Below are 20561 nucleotides of genomic sequence, written 5' to 3' on the forward strand. Positions count from 1 at the left end.
TTCATCCTTAGGTATTAGGCTTTTGGCAGGAAGAACTTCAGACCGATACGGAAGAATACCTGTAATGCAAGCTGCAAGTATTACGCTCGTGGCTGCGATGGTCTTGATTGCCTTTGCAGAAAGTAAATTTGGCTTATTGGGTTCAGGCGTACTTTTCGGTTGTGCCGTAGGAATGTACAGTCCTACTACTGCTGCATGGGTTGTTGATTTGTCTTTGGATCAGTTTCGGGGAAGAGCACTAGCTACCATGTACATAGCTTTGGAAGCTGGAATAGGCATTGGTGCATTGGTTTCAGGTTATCTTTTTGCAAATAATCCTGAGAACTTCAGACTGGTATTTTTGAGCAGCGCGGGCTTTGCCGGGTTGGCGTTCATTGTGTTGCTTTTTGTGAAAAGAGATCGGAAATCAGAAATCCTTGAAGCGTAATATCACCACATAATAACATAACTACGAAGCATTTTTTAAATCTCTTTTCTCCTATCCCTATTCTCTTAATATCACTACAATGAGTATTTAGCCTTAAATCTTAAATAGCAACCAAGCATCGGACCCCCAAGCATTCTAATTCCCCAAATAATTATTCACTCTCGGAATAGCCAAAATCTCTTTTTGACGACCATTATAATAGGTCACCTTTTTTCCATCAAATAAAGCCCCCTCTTCCAGCATTATGCGTACGTCTTTGTTCCACTCTGACACAAACACTACCGCATTCAATTCTATGGCGTAGCCTGTCATGGCATGTAGTGGAAAGTCACCAGCACCAGGCGTATCGCCTTGGTTGTCCCACATTCCTATGGTAGGTCCTGCGGAGTGTCCATAAAACCCAAGTGGATGCGTGTAGATACTTCCACGGATTCCTTCGGCATCTAACACTTTGCGGGAAGCACGTAGAATCTCATTTCCAGTTTTGCCCGCTACATAATTGGAAGTCAGAATATCCTGTACTCTGTTTCCCTGCGCAAAAGCTTTTTGCAAATAGGCTGGAACTTCAGTTTCTCCAGCTTTCAGTACATAAGCCATCTCTTGGGTATCTGTATTTAATCTTAGGTAAGTAATCCCAAAATCCACGTGCAGCAAATCTCCCGGCAATATCACAGAATCAGGAGATTTCGTGGCAAAGTTTCTATTCTGCTCATTATTTGCAGGATCAGCACGCTGAATATCCACTGAGGGGTGAAACCAAGTATCTAATTTCAACTCTTTGATTCGCTCTCTGTACCACCAGACTACATCTTCGGTGGTAGTGACTCCTGGAGTAATGACAGCTTTAGAAAAGCCTTCGCTTATAATCGAATGAGCTATTTCCTGGATGTGCTTGTAGGTAGCCATTTCAGGCTCTGTTCTAGTTTCCAACCAACGGACAGCCAATGTCTGGGCTGAAATAACGCTCTGTTGTAGATTCTGAGGTAAATATTCTAAAAATAGCTGGTGCTCATTTGTCGCCAATCCATCGGCATGCCCGTAATCTTTGGAATAGTTCAAGCCTATTTTTTTAGGGCTTTTGGAAGCTATTAATTCCATTAGAGCTTTCCACTGCTCAGGCTGAGTCTCTGGATCCCAAGCTCTTTTGAATGATTTCCCCACGTCATATCGCGCAACTGCATAAGTTTCTACAGGCGCATTTGCCGAAGGCTGGTACATCACCAAGATCGTCCGTCTCCTCGCGGCATGCCATGTGGCCGGCAGCATGGTACGGATTACAGGGTCTTCATTGTATTCTCTGGAAATCACCACCCACATGTCGATTCCTGTTTCCGTCATCAAGTTTGGAAGTACGTTTTCAATACGGTATTCAAGCCAGCTATCAACTACATCAGCTTGTTGTCTCTGAGTCAATACCGCTACATCTTGGGCTGTACTTAGATTAGAAATCAGAACTAAAGAAAATACGAAAATCAACTTCCTCATCATAGTATATTAGGTTAAACCTCAAGGTAAAAATAAAAGCAGGAACTGAAAGTAAGTATCTGATTGCAACTGTTTAGGCGGTGACAGTCGGTTTATTAGCAGCAATCATTCGATTACTCAATTTATGAAAACGGTATAGTAAAACAACAGCGGTAATACTTAAGCCAATCAATAAGCCGTACCATATTCCTTGTTCAGCCAATCCAACATGAAATGCTAGGTAATAACCAAGAGGAAGTCCAATCACCCAATACGCCACAAGTGTTATCAAAGTAGGAAACTTAACATCTTCCATACCTCGCAGAATGCCCAATCCTGCCACTTGTATTCCATCAGAGAGTTGGAATAATCCTGCAATAATCAGCAAAGAAGCAGAAAGCGCAACTACTTCATCGTTATCTATATAAAGCGTAGGAAGGAAAGATCGCATCAAAATAAATATCAATCCAGTGATTACCATAAATATGAATGCCATCCCAAACACCACCATTCCAGCCTCTCGCATATTTTTAAAATTTCCCCGACCTATCTGATTACTAACGCGAATCATCCCAGCAGTGCTCAGGCCAGAAACCATCATATAACTTACCGATGCGAGGTTAATAGCAATCTGGTGAGCAGCAAGAGCATTCACACCTATCCAACCCATCATTATCGCAGCAGCACTGAATGCACTTACTTCGAAGATATACTGGAAACCAGTGGGAATACCGATTTTCAAAATTCTATTCAACAAAAGAAATCTCAGTTTACCTATTCCAAGTTGTATGTTAAAAATTTTATACCGTTTGGAACGAAGCACATATAGTCCCATTGCAATCGGCATCAACACCCTAGAAATCAAAGTTGCTATACCTGCCCCATTCAATCCCATTTCTGGAAAGCCTAGGTTGCCATAGATAAATACCCAGTTCAGGAAAACATTAACTACGTTACAAAAAATTGTCACGTACATCGCCTGCTTTGTTTGCGAGAGTCCTTCAGCAAATTGCTTAAAAGACTGAAAAATCATAAAAGGCAAAAGTGAGGCAGTAATAATGTATAAATAGGGAATGGTTAAGGTCACCACCTCATCTGGTTGATCCAAGAAATGCAATCCTTGAGATAAGCCTATCACTACCACTGTGAGAAGTATAGCCGTAACTATATTAATCCATAATCCATGCTGAAAAAGATGCCCTATTCTCTTCAATTTCCCTTTGCCTTCGGCCGCCGATACAAGTGGGGTAATTCCCATAGAAATCCCCATACCAAACATTAATATGACAAAAAATATACTATTACCTAATGATGCCGCTGCCAAAGGCACTGCTCCCGTCTGTCCTACCATCATACTATCAGCAACACCAACTAATACTTGGCCTAACTGGCTCAATATTACTGGAAAAGCTAATGTGAAAGTGATTTTGAAATGATCTTTGATCGTCATATTACAAATTTAAGATTCTAGCAGCTTTAAGGATGGCAGCGACACTGATTGCGTCCGTAATTTTCCCTGTCATTACCATCTCTACAGCTTCGACAAATGGCAATTTCTTTACTTTTAGAACTTCAGTCTCCTCAAATTCAGTTTCTCCTTGAGTAAGATCTTCCGCCAAATAAACATATCCAACTTCGTCAGTTACGGAGTTTGAGAGGTGAATTTTCATAATTGCTGTCCATTTCTCAGCACTCAAACCGGTCTCTTCTTTTAGTTCCCGCTTTGCACTTTCCAGCTGATCTTCCTCCATAAGTCCTCCTCCCATAGGAATCTCCCAGGCATATTCACCTAACGTATATCTATATTGGCCAATAAGCCAAGTATTGAGATCCGTGTCTAGAGGAATAATTGCCATTGCCCTATTTTTGAAATGCACCTTTCCATAGATACCGTCATTTCCTGCTGGATTTACTACGTCATGCTCCTCTACTTTAATCCAAGCATTTTCATAGATCGGGGTAATCTTCTTGGTTTCCCAGGGATTTTGTTCCATTTTCTCAAAAAAAAAAGGGTGACTTTCGCCACCCTGTAATAATTATTATAGCTGATTATACCGGGATAGGCATTACTTTAGAATCTTTGAAAGTAGATAAAATAACCATGGATTGCATGGAATCTACCTCTTTGATTTCAGACACTTTCTCAAGCATTAAAGTCTGATAAGAAGTAATATCTTTTGCAATTATCTTAAGAATAAAGTCTCCTGTGCCTGTGATATGGTGACATTCAATTACTTCTTGAATTGTATTAATTTCACGCATAAATGCATCAATATTCCCTTTGTTGTGACCGATCAAGCTTACCAATACAAACGTACTAACGCCTAGACCAATCTTCTCTGGATCAAGCTTTGCGTGGTAACTTTTTATGATACCAGACTGTTCTAATTTCTTCACTCGTTCCAAAGTCGGAGCAGGAGAAAGTCCTATATCTTTAGAAAGTTGGGCGTTTGTGATTTTTGCATTCGCCTGAAGGATTTCCAGAATCTTTCTATCGATTTTATCAAATTTTATTCTTGAGCTATGATCCATGATCTCTTGCATTTACAGAATTATATATGGTGCAAAGTTAATATAATTGATGATTGTTTTAAACCATTCATCAGAATTTTAAAGAGTAAATTCAAAATTTTCTTAATAATTCTTACCTAAAAAACAGACTATTCGTTCAAAATCTCTTGCCTCCTTCGAAAAATTCAAATTTTCTCCTGTTATTTAATGAAGGAACGACATTATTTTAGTTAAAGTTTATTCTTTTTAATAAAATCTCTTGCTTCTTGATGAGTGGGGTGCTTACGCTTTGCGTACTTCTTCACTTCTTTGAAATACTTTTTAGCCAATGGCTTATTATTTTCGTCCGTTGCAATCTTTCCTAATTGTAATAAAGAATACAAATAGTATCCACTTTCTTGAGATTCAGATTCTTCTCCAAAGGATAGCGTTTTGAGGTAGTGTTTTTTGGCTTCTGCGCGATTTCCTAGCCTTTCATTATATTGTGCAATATAAAATGCAGCATATCGCCCACTATTCGATTCATATCCTGTCATTTTTTCATCTATACGCTCAAGGATCTCTTCGGATTGCTGTATGGATTCAGTCCATCTCCCTACGGTGTATAGATGTCTAGCATAAGATCTATGGAAGTATGGATTGTTCGGATATTTGCTGTGTAAGTATTCTGAGATCTGCAATGCTTTATAGGGTTCATTCTCCTCGGAAGCATATAATCTAAATAAAAAATACTGTGCTTCTACTCGCGTGTAAAATGCATTATTGGCTACTTGTTCTAATTGCTGTAATCCAAGGGCTTTATTACCCTTCGGGAAAAGAGCCATTACTGGCCTCATAAGTGGGTAATTTTCAGGAATCCATTCTGAGAAATAATTAAAGAGTGCATCACCAAGAAGCAACTCTGGATTAAACTCCTCCTCACCCCTGCTCAAATTCATATACTTCAAAGCACTCTTTCCTGCAAATGCAGCCTTGGTCCAACTTCTCCTTTCGGAGTATAACCGAGATTGAAACCCATATCCCGCAGCCAAAAAGAACGCTGCTTCTTTATTAGTCTCATCTTCATCATACATTACCTCAGCTTTCGAGATAGATCTATCCAAATATTTGACAAAAGTGGCATCATACTTTTCATTGGTCACATCTACTTCGATTCTCCACCAGTAGCCTAGTGCCACTAAAAATTCGGGCAAAGGATGATTAGGATATTGAAGAGCGAGCACAGCGAAGTCCCTTTCTGCAGCCGGGAAATCATAGTTGTACATGCTATTAATCGACTTAGTGATCCTAAATTGGAGACCTCTATCCAATAAAAGATATTTGGAAGGCACAAATATCATAGAATCTGCTGCTGTCTCTTGAGCCACAGCTGCGCCTAGCCCAGCTACCCAAATACTTAAAATCATTAAGACACGTACAAACATAAATTTATTTCCTATTAGACTACAAAATTAGAGGTATTCCCAAACAAAATTTTAGATTTGAATTGGATTCATCTTAAAAATGGCTAAAACTTTAACTCCAGAAGGACAACGTCTGAAAGAACTAATAGATTTCGATAAGCGAATTTATTTTTTAGTACTTGTATTTTTGTTCTTACTTATACGCTACCTCACGAATACACTTATACTTGAAGCTATTCCAGATTACAATAAATTGGAAGCTAGGGGTGATTTCATGATTTTCCACATTTTCAATGCCCTTAATTATCTCTGGACTCCTTTTGCCCTGCTTTGGAAATTCAGTGTTGTTGCCTTCCTATTTTGGCTAGGGGCCTTTCTGATTGGTTATAAAGTACCATATAAAGACTTATGGCAATTTGCTCTTATAGCTGAACTTGTATTTATTTTCCCAGAATTGATTCGTCTTCTAGTTTATATAGCTCCGCAAACGGGCGTCACTTACACCGAAATCGATGAATATCGAGCGCTATCGGTACTTTCCTTAGTTGGATCAGATAGTGTAGAAGCGCAATATCACTATGCCTTAGCAACCATGAATATCTTTGAAGTTATCTACGGAATAGTATGGCTTTATGGATTTCACATGATCAGTAGAAGGCCTTTTGGAGAATGTGCGATAGCTGTATTTATAAGCTATTACCTCCCCTTGGCTATTTGGCTGACTTGGTTTGTAATGGTTTATAGAGGGTAATTATTTATGAAAAAAAAAATGGAGCAATTAAATTAACTGCCCCATTTTTTTTTAAATGTAACTTTTGATTTAAAATCCTAAACCTAAAGCCATTGAAGTTGGTGTGAAATTAAGATCTGAAACCTTACTAGCTGCACCTGTCATAAGATTAACAGAATATACTCCAGCTGTACCGCCTACTGTAAAAACTCCATAAGCTTTGTCTGAGGTACCACCAATGTCAAAGCCATTGTCATCTGTCAAATTAATTCCAAGAGGTCCGATAGCAACCAACACTCCGTCGTTTGGTGGAGACACCTGATATAGCATATCATTCTGAGCATCTACCACAAAAAGTGTTGTTGTAGTTGTGCCCGCAAAACTCTTAGTATATGCAGCACCACTGGCCTTAGGCGTGCCTGGATTAAGGCTTCCATCTATTGCTACCACTGTTCCTAGATCTGGGTGAAGTCTAAGATTTTGGCCTGTTTCAGTAATTAACCGAATTCTATCCACAGTAGGATTAAAATCAAAACCTATGAAAGATCCCATTGCAGCAGGGTTAAATGGATTTCCAATTGCTGCCACTGCGCCACTGGAAGGATTGACACTATATAATTGACTCATATTTGAAACAGCCAAAAGCTGTCCATTAACTGGACGAAAATCAAGACCTACAATCTTTTCACCTGACTTCAAACCTGTTATGTCAACTCCTATGGGATTAGGGCTGGTCGGATCAAACCTATAAAGTTTATTGGAGGCATCAGTTGCATAGGCTATTGGATTAGTCTTGAAGGCTAGACTTACGACTGGCTGTGTGAAAGTTCCAATCCACAGCGCTTTGCCAGAAGTAAGATTAATTGTATATAATCTAGATTCTTCCTCTTTTCTGTTTACCGCTAGTGCAACTGAATTATCAGGATTTAAATCCATATCTCCTATTCCTTCGAAATCTACTTCCAAATTCCCAACTTCTTCAAGACCACCATCATTTGGAGGAACTTGTTTGTAAAGCTTGTCTTGTGCGAAGTCAATATCAAAAAGCGTAGTAGATGTGGTTCCTGAAAAACTGTTGGAATAAGCAACTGCACCTATTTTTGGGTTATTGCCACCATTAATAGTTCCATCAGTTGCTACAACTGTACCCAACTCTGGATGCAGTCTAAGATTTTGACCTGATTCGGTGACTAATCTTATTCTATCTACCGTAGGATTAAAGTCTATAGAGGCATTTGCACCTTGAATGCCCGGAGAAAAAGCTGAAATACCTAATACTGTAGCTGCTCCAGAATTTTCATTGATATGATAAAGTCTGCTCATAGAACTAAGTGCGTATAATTGTCCAGTAGCGGGACGATAGTCGATGGATAAAATCATTTCTCCAGATTCCAATCCAGATATGCTCGTAGAGCTAATAGGTGCAGCTAGATTCTTAGCATTGTACATCAAAATTTCATTGTCCGAGCTTAAAGCAGTGAAATTGACATCAGGTGCAGTTCCAGGCATTTCAATACCAGGCCCCATATCATCTTTATCGTCACATGATATGAAGGCCATAGAAATTAGAGTACTGGCAATAAGTACAGGTAAAATTCTTAAATTTTTCATTGGTTGAGTTAGTTGATTTAAATCACATACGGAGTCAACTAATCAATTGGATTTGTCTAATTTTAATTTTGACAAAAACAAAAATTTTTTCTTACAAAATCGAGCGCTGAATTATGTATTATAAAGCCATAAGCTCTTTGCCAATAATGTAAATCCCCATAAATAGGACAAACCATCCAAATCCTTTTTTAAGTGCCTGCTCGTTGATTTTTTTAGATAAGGAGCTTCCGATAAATATCCCCACTATAGATAGCGCAGTAAAAATCAGTAGCATTTTCCAATCAATTATCTGGTTCGAAACATCACCTAAAAAGCCGATTAAAGATTTAGCAGCAATAATCAAAAGTGAGGTACCAACCGCCATTTTCATAGGTAGCTTAGCTAGAAGTACAAGAGCCGGAATAATTAAGAACCCTCCTCCCGCACCTACAATACCCGTGACCAAACCAACGATCACGCCCTCCACTGCAATTAAAGGAATATTAAATTGCACTTTACTTTCCTCATCAGCATTCTTTTTCCCATTCCCTTTGATCATCGAATAAGATGCAGCGAGCATAATCAGGGCAAAGAATACCATGATGCCAATGCTTTTTGTGATCTCCGTTCCGCCAAAAACCAACAAAGGATCTGGAAGTGCTGGAACTATAAATTTTCTAGTTAAAAAAACAGCTATAAAAGAAGGGATCGCAAATACTAAGGCTGTCTTGTAATCCACCAACTGCTTTCTCATATAGGTGAAAGAGCCAAAGAGTGAAGTACTTCCCACCACAAAAAGTGAATAGGCAGTCGCCAAAACAGGATCAATTCCCAATATATATACGAGCACTGGAACTGTCAAAATAGAGCCGCCACCGCCAATAAGTCCCAGACTTACACCAATTATAATTGCTGCGGCATATCCGATAAGTACTAGTATTTCCATTACAAAATTCTATGATTTGATCTCACAAAAGTACCTGTGATATCCATACATTGACGTGACATTTGTTACAATAGGTATTCTAATGAAGAAAGTTTTTAATTTTTTCAAAATTAGAAGATATTAAGAATCTCCGATTTTTTTTTATGATTGAAGATTCAAATCTGTAATTTATAGCTTCCCTTTTGTTTAAATTTATAAACAAACTTTCACCACCATGAAAATAATTCTTCCAACCGACTTTTCAGAAATTTCCCTTAATGCATTGGAATTTGCAATTGTCTTAGCGGGAAAAAAAGACGGTGAAATAATTTTGATTCATGTGATAGAAGCTGTTTTTGATTTTGAATCACAGTCCGCGATCTCACTTGAGCGAATGCATCAAGATGCAAATACGTTGATGGAAAAAACAGTTGAAAAATATAATGGTACTGATATAAAGTTCACCACCCTTATAAAAGATGGAACAGCGTCCATCACAGTGGCAAGAATTGCAGAGGAATACGATGCTACTATGATTGTAATGGGAACACAGGGAGCGAGCGGAATCAAGTCGGCTTTGGTGGGAAGTACAACGATAGCCTTAATCAAAGAAACATCTGTGCCTGTATTAGTTGTTCCTTCTGAAGCAAAAGCCTTGGTAATTAGAAAGATAGCATTAGCCTTAGAATTTGCCACTCACGAAGAGAAATTTTTAGATTGGGTAATTAATATGAGTTTGCGATGGGACCTAGGAATGGAATTCGTCCATATTCAAACTAGTTCAACCTTTGAGGAAGAGCCTGGCATCAATAAACTAGACAACTTTGTAACAACTAATTACCCGGGTTTGCCAGTAAAAATTCATACATTTTATGCAACTACTCCGGTGGAAGGTTTAGATCAGTTTTTGGAAGAAAACGAAAACGTGATTTTAGTAATGTGCCATAAACATAAAAATCTATGGAATCAAATCCTCGATCGCAGTCAGACCATAACAATGATTTTTCATTCAAAAGTACCTTTACTGGTAATCCCGTAACTATTTACTAATCAATTCTTCAAAGTCATCTCGAATATAGATTACATTTCTACCTAGTTCTATCCACTTCTTTTTCTCCAGTTGTTTCAAGAGCCTAGAAACGACTTCTCGGGAAGTAGTTAATTCATTTGCAATTTCCTGATGAGTAGTGTTAAGCTCATTCGTTTTCAGCTGTTTCATTTTCGTAACTATATAGCCCATCAGACGCTCATCCATACGCTTGAAAGCAACAGCATCTAATGCAACCAATAATTCCTGAAATCGACTTTGATAGGTTTTTGACACAAAATCTTTCCACTGTTTAAAGTCATTTGAAAATTGATCAATGACATTGATAGGAATTCCAATGAGAGTAACATCTTCTTCTACCACCGCTCTAATTTCGCTAGGCTTGGAAGCCGAACAACATGTCAGGGACAATGCACAGGTCTCACCAGCATCCAAAAAATAGAGAAACATCTCTCTACCCTCATCATCTAATCGAGATATTTTAATGAATCCGTCCAAGACGATAGGCACCATCTTCACATACTGCCCTGGCTCCATTAGCACCGTACCAGCTTTTAAGTTCATGATTTGGCCTTTTTCCAAAATCTGCCCTAATAATTCGGTGTCTGTAAAAAAAGGTAAGACTTCCTTTAATTCTTCTGTGGTCATATAGTAATGTAAAGATGGCTAATGTAAAACTCTACGAAATTTCTTCGAATGAAGATTAGCACAATTAAACAAGGAAATTAGTTCCAAAAAAACACCTCTCAAGAAACTTGAAAGGCATTCTCTATTTAATTTTTTTTACTTACTCACAGGTAGGACAGCAGACAAATGGAACCTTGGTCAAAGGCGAAGTACGTAATATTCTGAAATGCCCAAGCTGGTCAGAAAGTGACCTTGAGTCCGAGATATTTCCAGAACCGGTTCTGCTATTGGAATCTTCTTGCTTAGCTTCTCTTATGTTTCTTTTAGAAAATTCTTTGTACGAATCTCTAATATGATCGTGGACATTAGTGATGTTTCCAAATACTTCCACCACCAAGATACTCAGTGGACTGTCTTCTGGTAATCCAAACTCATTTAACCATGAAGCTATTTGTTGTGAGGTTATTACGGTTGTTCCCACAGGTTGGGAATCTTTGATTGATGCGATTATTGAACTTGATTTTATGATAGATTCATTCAATTCAAATTTACCCTTAATATATTCAGGCAGTTTAGTATCATAATAGGTTGACTCAAATATCAAATCCATCTTTTTTTGCTCTTTTTCATCTGAAATTACATTTACTCCAACTTTCATTTTCACTTCCCCCAACAAAATATTCCGGTAATCTAATCCGTCAGCCTGATGCACTTGTGCGTATAACAGAGCCCATAAGCTAGTTCTAGGAGGCCTTGCTGTGACATTTTTTCCATTGAAGACAGCTTTTGCAAAGTAGGAACTAACATATAGATGATCTTTAGTCCGATTTAGGGTGCAGAGCAAAGAAGGTACAGGATGTTGAATTCCTGTAACCCTCAAAGGACGACCATATCGACCCTGTGCTGTGGACCAAAGAGAATCACCATTCAAGAATCCGGTATGAGCATGACCAACTCTAAATTCGTAAGTAAAGAAACCAAACATTTCAGGGCTTTCTGAATGTAATCCGGGAGGGATTGGTAAAATATAATGTATATCGCTATCTATTGATTTAATCATTTGTTCCATCGCTCCTATTCCCGCTTTATCATCACTTTGGTTAGGAACAATTTGTCTAATTTCCTCCTGAACTAGACTTAAAGGAGATTCTTCTGGTTCCACCCGTTGTTGTTCTAAATTACTAGCAATTAACTGGTCGGGAGCATTTGTTAGCATCCTACAAAAGTAAGTATCATCAGGATTTTGAATAGGTTGCTCAAATTCCACCCATAGATAGCGCTGTCTAGATTCAGAGGAACTGTAATCATCAGTTCTTTGATAGGGAGAGAATGCTAAGCCAACGCTCGAGAGTTTAGGTATTTGCGAAGGAGGAATCACAGTCGGTAATTTGATCTCATCTAACAATACTTCATTGACTTGTACATGTCCTTTTTTGAATTTTGGGGCAATGGTATAGTTTGCCCACAATTCATCAGGATAACGCTGACGAGAGAAAAGCAAGGTTTGAAATTGATTTTGATTTTCTATCAAAAATGCTGTAGATGCAGCTTGTAGTTCAGCTTCATTTTCCTCACCAATATTCAACTCATTCTTAGGATCTAGGGCATCTATGTAAATAATTCGGGTATATCCCCTATTGATCTGCCCTAAATCATCTGACTGTAATGCTTCAAATGATGCCGAGTGCTTGAGCTCTATATCACCTAAATATGTGTCCTGACGCCATTCACTATTGGCATCTCTTCTAAATTTATGGCTTCTTTTTATAACGATTGCCACATCCTGAAGTGCATCATAACTCCAATCCCGATTCAGTGAATGACTGATGCAAATGACCCAATGATGATATAGATCTGCTTTGCTGGCAAAAGTGATACTACTTCCGTCTGGAGCCAATGAATGCCTAATTTGAGCACTGCATCCAAAGGCTATCCGCTCGCCCTTTCTAGCAACTAATGTCATTCCTTTGCTCTGAACGCCTAAAGCACTCGCTAAACGTTGGACAACCCCAGGCTGCATTCGCTCAGCTTCTATGCGAAAAAGTTTTGAGAACTGATGCTGCTTAGTAGTTGGCATCTGATCCGGTTTGAAATATAGCGCTTGAAGCGGTCTAATATTTTGAAAAGGGATTAGTAAATCATTTTCAACAGTTGATTCTTTATAAAACATCAACTGTTGGACTTTCCCATATCTGCTATCCTTGCTTACATCTGAGTTTATAAATCCAAAATAATCCTCAGGATTATTTTCAACTTCAGCTACTGCCCTGATTGATAATCTGATATGCCTACACGTTGGCAACAATAGTAGGGATGTATTATGGATTTCATCTGAGTTTATACCAATTGTTTTAAATGGGTTATCAGATACTCCCAAGGTCAATGTATTAATATCAAAAAACTCTGTTTGTATAGTTAAAGGTGCTTCCAAATCCTTAGGAAAATAGCGTTTAGTCTTATAAAGTGTTATGAAACTATCTCTTCCATTTTGGCTCTGTCTGTTGTCCATACGCAAAGATTTGACCTCTACTAGGACCTCTACTAGTTGCACATCTGGATCCGGTAACGCAGGTTTGAGCTCACCATTTTCTACAGGCAGGTCTTTCAACATAGCGATTGGATCTAATCCTAGTTTCTGGTATTTATCTGTAAAAACTACTGCAGGATATTCTAAAAGAGGTCGTCGGATCTCCATTACTGCATTTCCATTAAACTCCGTTTCCTCTTTATTTCCATTGAAATATGTCCTATCATTCTCCCTAAGTTCTTTAGGCTTATAAATTCTCAGCATTCCAGGTGGAACATATCTTCTAAATGCAACTATAGAATCTGCACTTTTTAAAACAGTCGCAGGGTTTTCCTTGACTGTAGGCCCACCACCAGAAATGTCAGCTAATCTCACTCTAAATTCATAAGAATTACCATATCGAAGCTGTGTAGCCAAAGGCTTCGGAATCAAAGTATTATTAGGCTTGACCCCTTCCAGATCCTTTGGCCCATTCATAGTTCTTGAACTAGAACTTGTATTTTGATAAATCTCGAGTGCATCCTTATCCTGTGTTACCATGCTTTTACCTATCCATTTGGCATAGTACATCGGTAGCCAATAACTTGAATTAATTGGTCCAGAAATTTTATTTGGATAAACTTGGTATGGCAACTCTATACTCTTCCTTTCTGTGGAACCAGTAAATACATTTTCATCTTCATTGATCTGAACCTCGTTCAAACTTTCCCAGCTATACCCAACTCCACTCTGTTTAACATCTATGTGAAAACCCATCACCCCTAATGGTACATCGAGACGCTTTTTATTACCATTGGGTAAACTTGGATTCTCCATCATTTGCCTTATATACCAAATCAAAAGCTGCTCATCATCCCATGCGATACGGATACCTGCATCAAACTGAGGGGGCAATTCATCTTGAGTCTCTTTTAATAAATTCCCACTAAAAGGTTGGTTAGCATGCACTATTTTGGCAAATCCGTCATTGTAGAGATGTGCTTCCATAAATAACTCATCCCAAGGACCATCGGGAACAGGATTGGGATTAATGGCACTGGCATAGAGCACTGGAAAAAGAACTGCCGCAAATAGAGATCTTTCCTTGCCAATCGTCAATGCAGGGATCTTTGCAGCATATCTTTTGAATAATGGCCCATCTACATGTTCCAAAAGTAAATTCTGAGCTTGCAAATAATCAGGGTTACCAATTTCTGCATAGATATAACCTCCATTTTCAAACCAAGAAGGATCTTCAATCTCAATCTCAACTGAATAAATCATCCCACATGCCTTTGCCAATAAAGGTTGCCTTAGTATATGTGCATAGACTTTTCCCCAGCTAAGACTAGTTCGCGGAATATAATTTGGTGCAGGCTCCATCGCTTTTATTGCACAATGATATGAATCATCAGTTACTGCATTTTTATGGCGAGGCTGTGTAAAATTAAATTGATTTCTATACGATTCGGGGAGATACTTTTTCACACTAGAATTTAGCTTATCAGTAGTGAGTAGCTCCTTTGGTTTGTCTATGGTGTCTACAACAGGTACTCGCACCTCTCGCTCCATCATGCTGATCACATCTGCTTTTTGAGGTACCTGATCATAGATAACTCTTCTTTGGATTGGTTTTCTTTCTGGTTCAGTAGGATTACTCAGTGGAAAATCATCTGTGCCTGTGACTATCGACAGTAGAATTTCAGGTTGCAGGTTTGCAAAACCGGGAACTGTAGTTGGGTTTGGAAGTCCAGTAGGCCATGGAGTGAATGGATTTTTATTCCTTGGCACAAGTACAATGTTGACTTTTAAAAATTTCCCGTCAAATCGTTGTGGGAAAGTCATTACGGAGAGAAGTGTTCTAGTTTCCATTTTTTGATTTTTTTTGATGAAAAAATTAGGCTATTTGGCGTGTTTCTTCCCATGTTTCTTCGAAGCTGACATCTATCACCCAAGCGATACAGATATCCAATCCGAAAGTCATAGATGCCTTGCACAACGTCTCTCCTTTATCAGGCTGTCCAGAAACTGGATTTGGACCATCAATTCGCTTGACTGATCCTCTAGCTTCTATATAAATGGTAATACTAACAAACCCACCTGCTAAACTCGCATGTCCTTTGAAGAGCATAAATGCTGTGATTTCAACTATAGAGTCAGAAAGGAACATTTCACAGCCTACCATGAAGGTGACCGATACGCTTCCTATCACAGGTAAGCCCACTGATAAGGAAGCCCCGAAACCAAACTTCATCATCAAACTGGGCCCAATCTTAGTGTCGCAAGCGATTTTCACTTCTACAGCACCTATTGCATAAATAGTAGCACCACCTACTGTCATGCACATTACTTCAAGACCACCTTTAAACTGAACAAACGCTCCAGCGGTAGGTAGAAGCTGATCTAAATCCGTGGTCACCTTCAAAGCGGCGTTAAAATAAACTCCTAATGACAATCCAGCTTCCAGTCTCAATGGGCATTGTGGTGAATCGTATGCCACACCTGGTGGGAATCGTATTAGGGGTATTTCTTTAGTAGCTTCAAACTTGTATTCCCACACTTCTCCAGAATTACTCATGGCTATTTCCAAACCCTTTTTCATCATCTCCTTATAGCCGCCTGTACTCAATGAGGCTAAAAGTTGGAGCAACTCAATCACTGGCTTCAATGCATCACTGAACTCTATCTCAGGTACTGGAATACCATCCAAAGCGGTAGGAATATCAACTCCTCCGGAGTACCCAGACTCTTTTCCTTTCTTCGCAGAAAAATTTCCTTTTATTGTCATTAATCTTGGATAAGGATCAAGATCAACGACCATCGAAACATTGTTAACAGTACTTTCCCAAGACTTTTCGATAAATGAATTAAGATTAAAATTCAATTTTGAAAGCTTAGGACCAGAGTTTGAATTACTGTCTTTTGCTTTATATTCAATATATATTTTCAATGCTTTCATATTCACCAAATAAATTGGCTCCTCTAATGAAGGTACATTAAAAGCTAGCGGAAGGCCATCTTCAACTTTTTGGGCTAACAATTGGAAGCCTCTATCCAACGCTTCTGAGGGTTTGTTAAGATCCTTAGTGATCTCAAGTAGTTTAAAAACATTTCTACCAGCATCCAATGTATTTTCCGTAGCAAAAGCAGTGATTACGCCTCCTGCTTTGTTGACTCCCTCCACCAAAGGAACTGCCTTTCCAAACCCAACATAACCATCCCCAATATTTGGAAATATCCCACTCCCAGTCATTAATCGGTATGCATCTGCAAAAAGAGGAGGCGTCCTACTGAAAAGTTGGGATTTGGTATTCAGGTAGCTTGGTGTAAGAAAAAGAGCCTTCTGTGTAGATGTGGTTTGTAGGTAACCATAATTGATCGTATTAGCATTTGGATCTCGCAGGATTTCTGAGGGATTTGCTATTCGCAATAGGTTATGCTTGATATCCTGCGGCGTCACTACAATTCCCGGTACCCAGGTGCCTATTCTAATCAGAGGAATTGGTAAATGCTGCGGTAAAGGTGTCACCTCTCCTGTTCCAACTTCATGCTTAACCATACTCCAGCTGCCATCATTAGGCAAAACTACACTTCCACGAACTACCCCTACAAATGCAGGTTCATTATTTGACGGTTTTACACCCCAAGAAAATTCAAATCTAGAAATGCGCATAAGTTGCCCCGAAGCATTGACGTTCATGACACAATCAATTTCTCCTCCTATAGATCCACCCTGCAAGTCCAGCAGCTCCTTAAAATTAGTAGCAGGAAGCGGCTTACCTTCAGGAGCAATCTGAACATAACCCAGGATTTTTTTGGCAGGAGTTCGTCCATCTATCTGCCCTTGAATAAGGTTTTCAATTGCCACATCTGCATCAAACCAGACCGCCACGCATTTGCAGTCTAGCAGCTGACTCTTATAATCCGCTATTGTTCCATCTTCTCGGATATTTGAAATATTGTACAGACCTCTCAGTGTACCAGGGTGTATTGCGTTATAAGGAGTGATGATAGTACCATCTTCTTCCTCATAAGTGAAATCAAACGTCCCATCAGATTCTGGTTGCCATCCACTATCCTCCCGATATACAAAGCCCGAACTATTTCGGAAAAGTGTAATTGTCCGAACTACTCGTATAGCCCAAGGGTAGATGTAACTCTTCACTTGAACCACCTCATGGGCAGTTCTACCCAGCAGAATATCAAACTTTGCTTGACTAGTGTTTGCGAAATTTGCCGATGGGCTCACCCAATTACTAAAAACACTTGCTCCGTAACCTGTGAAATCAATTTTTTTAACCGGTACTCCCCTAGTCATTAATAAATTCGGGTTCGCTTCCTTTGCAAAAAATTCGTTATTGAAAATCTCTGTGGGACTTTGCGCTAAGGTACTTGCCCCAGTTTCATTTCCATTTTCGCCCAAAATATTATTTAATTGAACTGTAAAACCAGCAAACATTCGAGAATCTGGTTTAGGCCCTTTTTTACCATGATTCCCAGCAATGGCACGGATGTGAATCCCCCCTTGAAGCTGCTTTGGAAATTTAGGCCTAATATTTTCCAATTTGGATTTGATGCTTTCAGTACTGTCATTATTAGCAAGCCTGGCAAAAGCTTTCAAGCCAAAAGAAAGCGTAAAAGCAGCGATTACTGGGGTTTTATTGTTTTTATAGTTATGGATAGTATAGTCTACAAGTGGCTTTGGAGCTAGAGCCACTTTACCTGAATGTTGATTTAAAATACGGGTAGGTCCTCCATCGTTTGGGTAATAGTTATAGCCTTTAGGAGGATCACCAGGTGTTTGTACGGCAGGAGGAGTTTCATTTTTAACAGGTTCCCAAGCTACCTGAGGCATGGTAAAAAGGCGAGCCATTGATCCTGGTACAAATACTTCCATTCCCTCTATTAATAGGGTCTGATAGCCAATTTGTTCAATGTGCGATTCATTCTCCCCTCTTTCTCTAGCCTTACCTGTCACCAAACTATTCCCCACACTGATACCTAGTTGATTGGCATTTGAGGAGACATCTATCAATGAAAAATAATCACTTTCTATCGGTTGAGTGAATGGTCTAAGCCACTCTTCATAGGGAGGGAGAGGTTCTTTTTTATTGGTTTTGGCGCGAAAAACAGTAGACCCATCTGCGGGTATCTTTTTCGTTGACACATTTCCCAGATTAGCGGAAATTTTTTCATCAGAGGCAAATAAACTAATATTAAATAAATTAGCCTGAGTGACACCAACTTCCACAATAGGACTTTTCTCCATTTCTTTACTTATCAAATTGGTGTCTTTAATATTTTTAGTCTGAGTCGGCGGAGTTCCTATAGAAAAATCAACCCTAACTTCATCTGAATCTTTTTCCTTTGGATCCTGAGAAATCATGCAAAAAAGCCAAGTTTTAATTTCATCAATTTTAGATCCAAGAGTATTCATTAACCGATCAAGCAACTTAGAATTAGCCAAATAAGGATCAGGCAGCGTGGGAAGATATTTAATCAAGCCAAAACTAAATATAGTCTCACTCTTCGTGATTCGAATCCAATCCTCAGTTAGATCCCCGTTTATTACAGCAACATTCGCCGGTGAAACAGTAAATAATGCATTTTCAAGTGCTATGGCAATAGGTTTAAATTCATTACCCTTTTCATCTGCTTTTCTAGAATCAAAAATTAAATTGACGTCAGAAAGCTGAACTTTTGACACCTCATCTGATCCACTCCATATGACAACACTCTCTTTGCTTCTAACACGAATTGGCTCACCATTTACTTGAATGGGCCTATCGACACGTATATCCGCATTAGCCTTGGTTACTAATATTTCGGATGGATCATCTGCTGAAGAAAAATATAGAAAATTGTCATCCTTTAGATAACTCAAAGAAATAGATGTACCACTGGGATTCAATTTATCCTTCCAATGTTGGACTTCCTGAAAAGCTCCCAATCCGTGCGCTTTAGTATCACGGATATAAAGTCTACTAGCTTCAACATAAATAATAGGAGATTTAAGCGAAAACTTTTTCTCCAATAGGCCTTTCCACATTATCTTCAAACCCGAGTCACAAATTTGTGTTATTCCCCCACACCCGGCAGCCGCAAGTGGTGTCGAGATATCCAACTCCGCAGCAGAAATCGCCCACCAAGATGATACTATGTTAGCAGATGCTGAAAGACTGATCATAGGACTTTCGACTTGCTCCGGGACAAAAATCCGCGCAGAACAAGTGTAAGGAATCATTATTTTAGAAATATCGGTATTGTATATGATCGCCTTTTGAGGAACAAATTCGAAGGAGCTTTTTCTGCCATAAACAGTCCATTCCATGGCACCACAACCTGCTAGCTCTATTTTAGAGCCATTTTTAAAAGTGAAATCTACTTGCTTTGGTGTTTGTACCTCTGCTTTAAAGGCATCTATTCCATGCTTAGAATCAAAGTCAGGAAGAACTTGAGACTGAGCTAATGAAAGGCTAATCTGAGCGGATGACGTTCCTAATAAAGTAAGTTTATCTTCTGTAAGCTGCGGTGCAACTCCAAATTCTATTTTCCCCGATTTTACTATTAATCCTATGTATCTATTTGTAGGGGCGTCGGCTGCAAACATACTTGCTTTAATCCACACACTACTTCCTGCTACCATGGAGTAGGTCTTGCCTCCTACATTAACTTGATTACCGGATTGACTCAAAAGCTGTGAAGCTTTGGTCTTAAAAAGCATTACAGGAGCGCTGTTACCTTGCTGGTAAACTGACAGAAGTTTTTGGGTTTGATAAACATCCAAATAGACTTGGCTTCCATCCAATTTCTCCAGCGGGCCAATAGTAGTCTCCACTTTTGCTCCGGCGGCCCAAGATGGCACGCTATTTTTTACTTGAGTGGTTTTTACGGCCACATTCCGCACAAAAACTTTTGATGGAGGCTCCACTTTCCCTGCGACATTTTCCTGATTTTTGATCACGGCTTCCTCGATCACCTTAATCTTGGACTGGTCTGGTCTCAACATTCCTTTTGAACCAGCATTACCTTCTGTTTTTATATTGAGAAATCCACCTCCAAATTCATCGATGGTCTGATGCCCTAACGCTTTTGTAAGCAGAGGAATCCCCTCTGCAATGGCTTTTTCTTCATTAGAACCACCAGTCAAGAATTGGCTGAAAAACTCTGTAAGTAGCGATTGAATAGGATCTTTTTCCATACATAAAAATTATTAAGGATTTCATTAACTTTCCACTACTGAAAATGCAATTTCTAGTCACCCAATAAAAAAAAAAAATTAACCCACCCTTCATCTAAAAAAGCTCTAGCAAGTTAAAAAAATATCCAA

At 39.0% G+C, this 20561-nt stretch carries 13 protein-coding genes; 3 read left to right on the forward strand and 10 right to left on the reverse strand.

Annotated features, from left to right (window positions below; genetic code table 11):
• A partial coding sequence (locus BVH02_RS17070) for an MFS transporter (protein ID WP_143244233.1) occupies positions 1–427 on the forward strand: 427 nt, incomplete at its 5' end.
• A 135-nt stretch (positions 428–562) separates the two neighbouring features.
• Here BVH02_RS17070 and BVH02_RS17075 read toward each other — a convergent pair.
• From BVH02_RS17075 to BVH02_RS17095, 5 genes are all read right to left on the reverse strand, one after another.
• Entirely contained in the window at positions 563–1915 is a 1353-nt protein-coding gene (locus tag BVH02_RS17075) for a M24 family metallopeptidase (protein WP_086502686.1), read from the reverse strand.
• 70 nt (positions 1916–1985) lie between these two features.
• On the reverse strand, positions 1986–3341 hold the full coding sequence (locus tag BVH02_RS17080; RefSeq protein WP_086502687.1) for an MATE family efflux transporter: 1356 nt from the start codon (positions 3339–3341) through the stop codon (positions 1986–1988).
• 1 nt (position 3342) lies between these two features.
• Entirely contained in the window at positions 3343–3885 is a 543-nt protein-coding gene (locus BVH02_RS17085) for an NUDIX domain-containing protein (RefSeq protein ID WP_086502688.1), read from the reverse strand.
• Between the two features lie 55 nt (positions 3886–3940).
• Positions 3941–4423: an Lrp/AsnC family transcriptional regulator gene (locus BVH02_RS17090; RefSeq protein WP_086502757.1), complete on the reverse strand. Its 483-nt coding sequence runs from the start codon at positions 4421–4423 to the stop codon at positions 3941–3943.
• A 209-nt stretch (positions 4424–4632) separates the two neighbouring features.
• Positions 4633–5826, reverse strand: coding sequence for a tetratricopeptide repeat protein (locus BVH02_RS17095; RefSeq protein WP_086502689.1), 1194 nt, complete (start codon positions 5824–5826; stop codon positions 4633–4635).
• A gap of 79 nt (positions 5827–5905) precedes the next feature.
• On the opposite strand from BVH02_RS17095, the gene BVH02_RS17100 reads away from it, so the two are divergent.
• The gene (locus BVH02_RS17100) at positions 5906–6556 is read left to right on the forward strand and encodes a sulfate ABC transporter permease (protein WP_086502690.1); all 651 of its coding nucleotides are present in this window, start codon (positions 5906–5908) and stop codon (positions 6554–6556) included.
• 69 nt (positions 6557–6625) lie between these two features.
• Here the strand turns inward: BVH02_RS17100 and BVH02_RS17105 are convergent, their stop codons facing one another.
• Together BVH02_RS17105 and BVH02_RS17110 are read right to left on the reverse strand one after the other, a co-directional pair.
• Positions 6626–8146 carry a DUF4394 domain-containing protein gene (locus BVH02_RS17105; protein ID WP_086502691.1) on the reverse strand — a complete coding sequence of 507 codons (1521 nt, stop codon included), beginning with the start codon at positions 8144–8146 and terminating at the stop codon, positions 6626–6628.
• A gap of 118 nt (positions 8147–8264) precedes the next feature.
• Entirely contained in the window at positions 8265–9071 is an 807-nt protein-coding gene (locus BVH02_RS17110; RefSeq protein ID WP_086502692.1) for a sulfite exporter TauE/SafE family protein, read from the reverse strand.
• A gap of 214 nt (positions 9072–9285) precedes the next feature.
• On the opposite strand from BVH02_RS17110, the gene BVH02_RS17115 reads away from it, so the two are divergent.
• Positions 9286–10089, forward strand: coding sequence for a universal stress protein (locus BVH02_RS17115; protein ID WP_086502693.1), 804 nt, complete (start codon positions 9286–9288; stop codon positions 10087–10089).
• On the opposite strand, the gene BVH02_RS17120 is transcribed toward BVH02_RS17115, so the two are convergent.
• The 3 genes from BVH02_RS17120 to BVH02_RS17130 form a co-directional block, all read right to left on the reverse strand.
• A complete protein-coding gene (locus BVH02_RS17120; RefSeq protein ID WP_086502694.1) occupies positions 10090–10746 on the reverse strand; it encodes a Crp/Fnr family transcriptional regulator in 657 nt (218 codons plus the stop codon). It abuts the gene before it with no gap.
• 139 nt (positions 10747–10885) lie between these two features.
• On the reverse strand, positions 10886–15103 hold the full coding sequence (locus tag BVH02_RS17125; protein ID WP_086502695.1) for a hypothetical protein: 4218 nt from the start codon (positions 15101–15103) through the stop codon (positions 10886–10888).
• A gap of 25 nt (positions 15104–15128) precedes the next feature.
• Positions 15129–20432: a hypothetical protein gene (locus BVH02_RS17130; protein WP_086502696.1), complete on the reverse strand. Its 5304-nt coding sequence runs from the start codon at positions 20430–20432 to the stop codon at positions 15129–15131.
• Positions 20433–20561: the final 129 nt, after the last annotated feature.

It is taken from the genome of Algoriphagus ratkowskyi (genome assembly GCF_002150505.1).
GTDB classification, from domain to species: domain Bacteria; phylum Bacteroidota; class Bacteroidia; order Cytophagales; family Cyclobacteriaceae; genus Algoriphagus; species Algoriphagus ratkowskyi.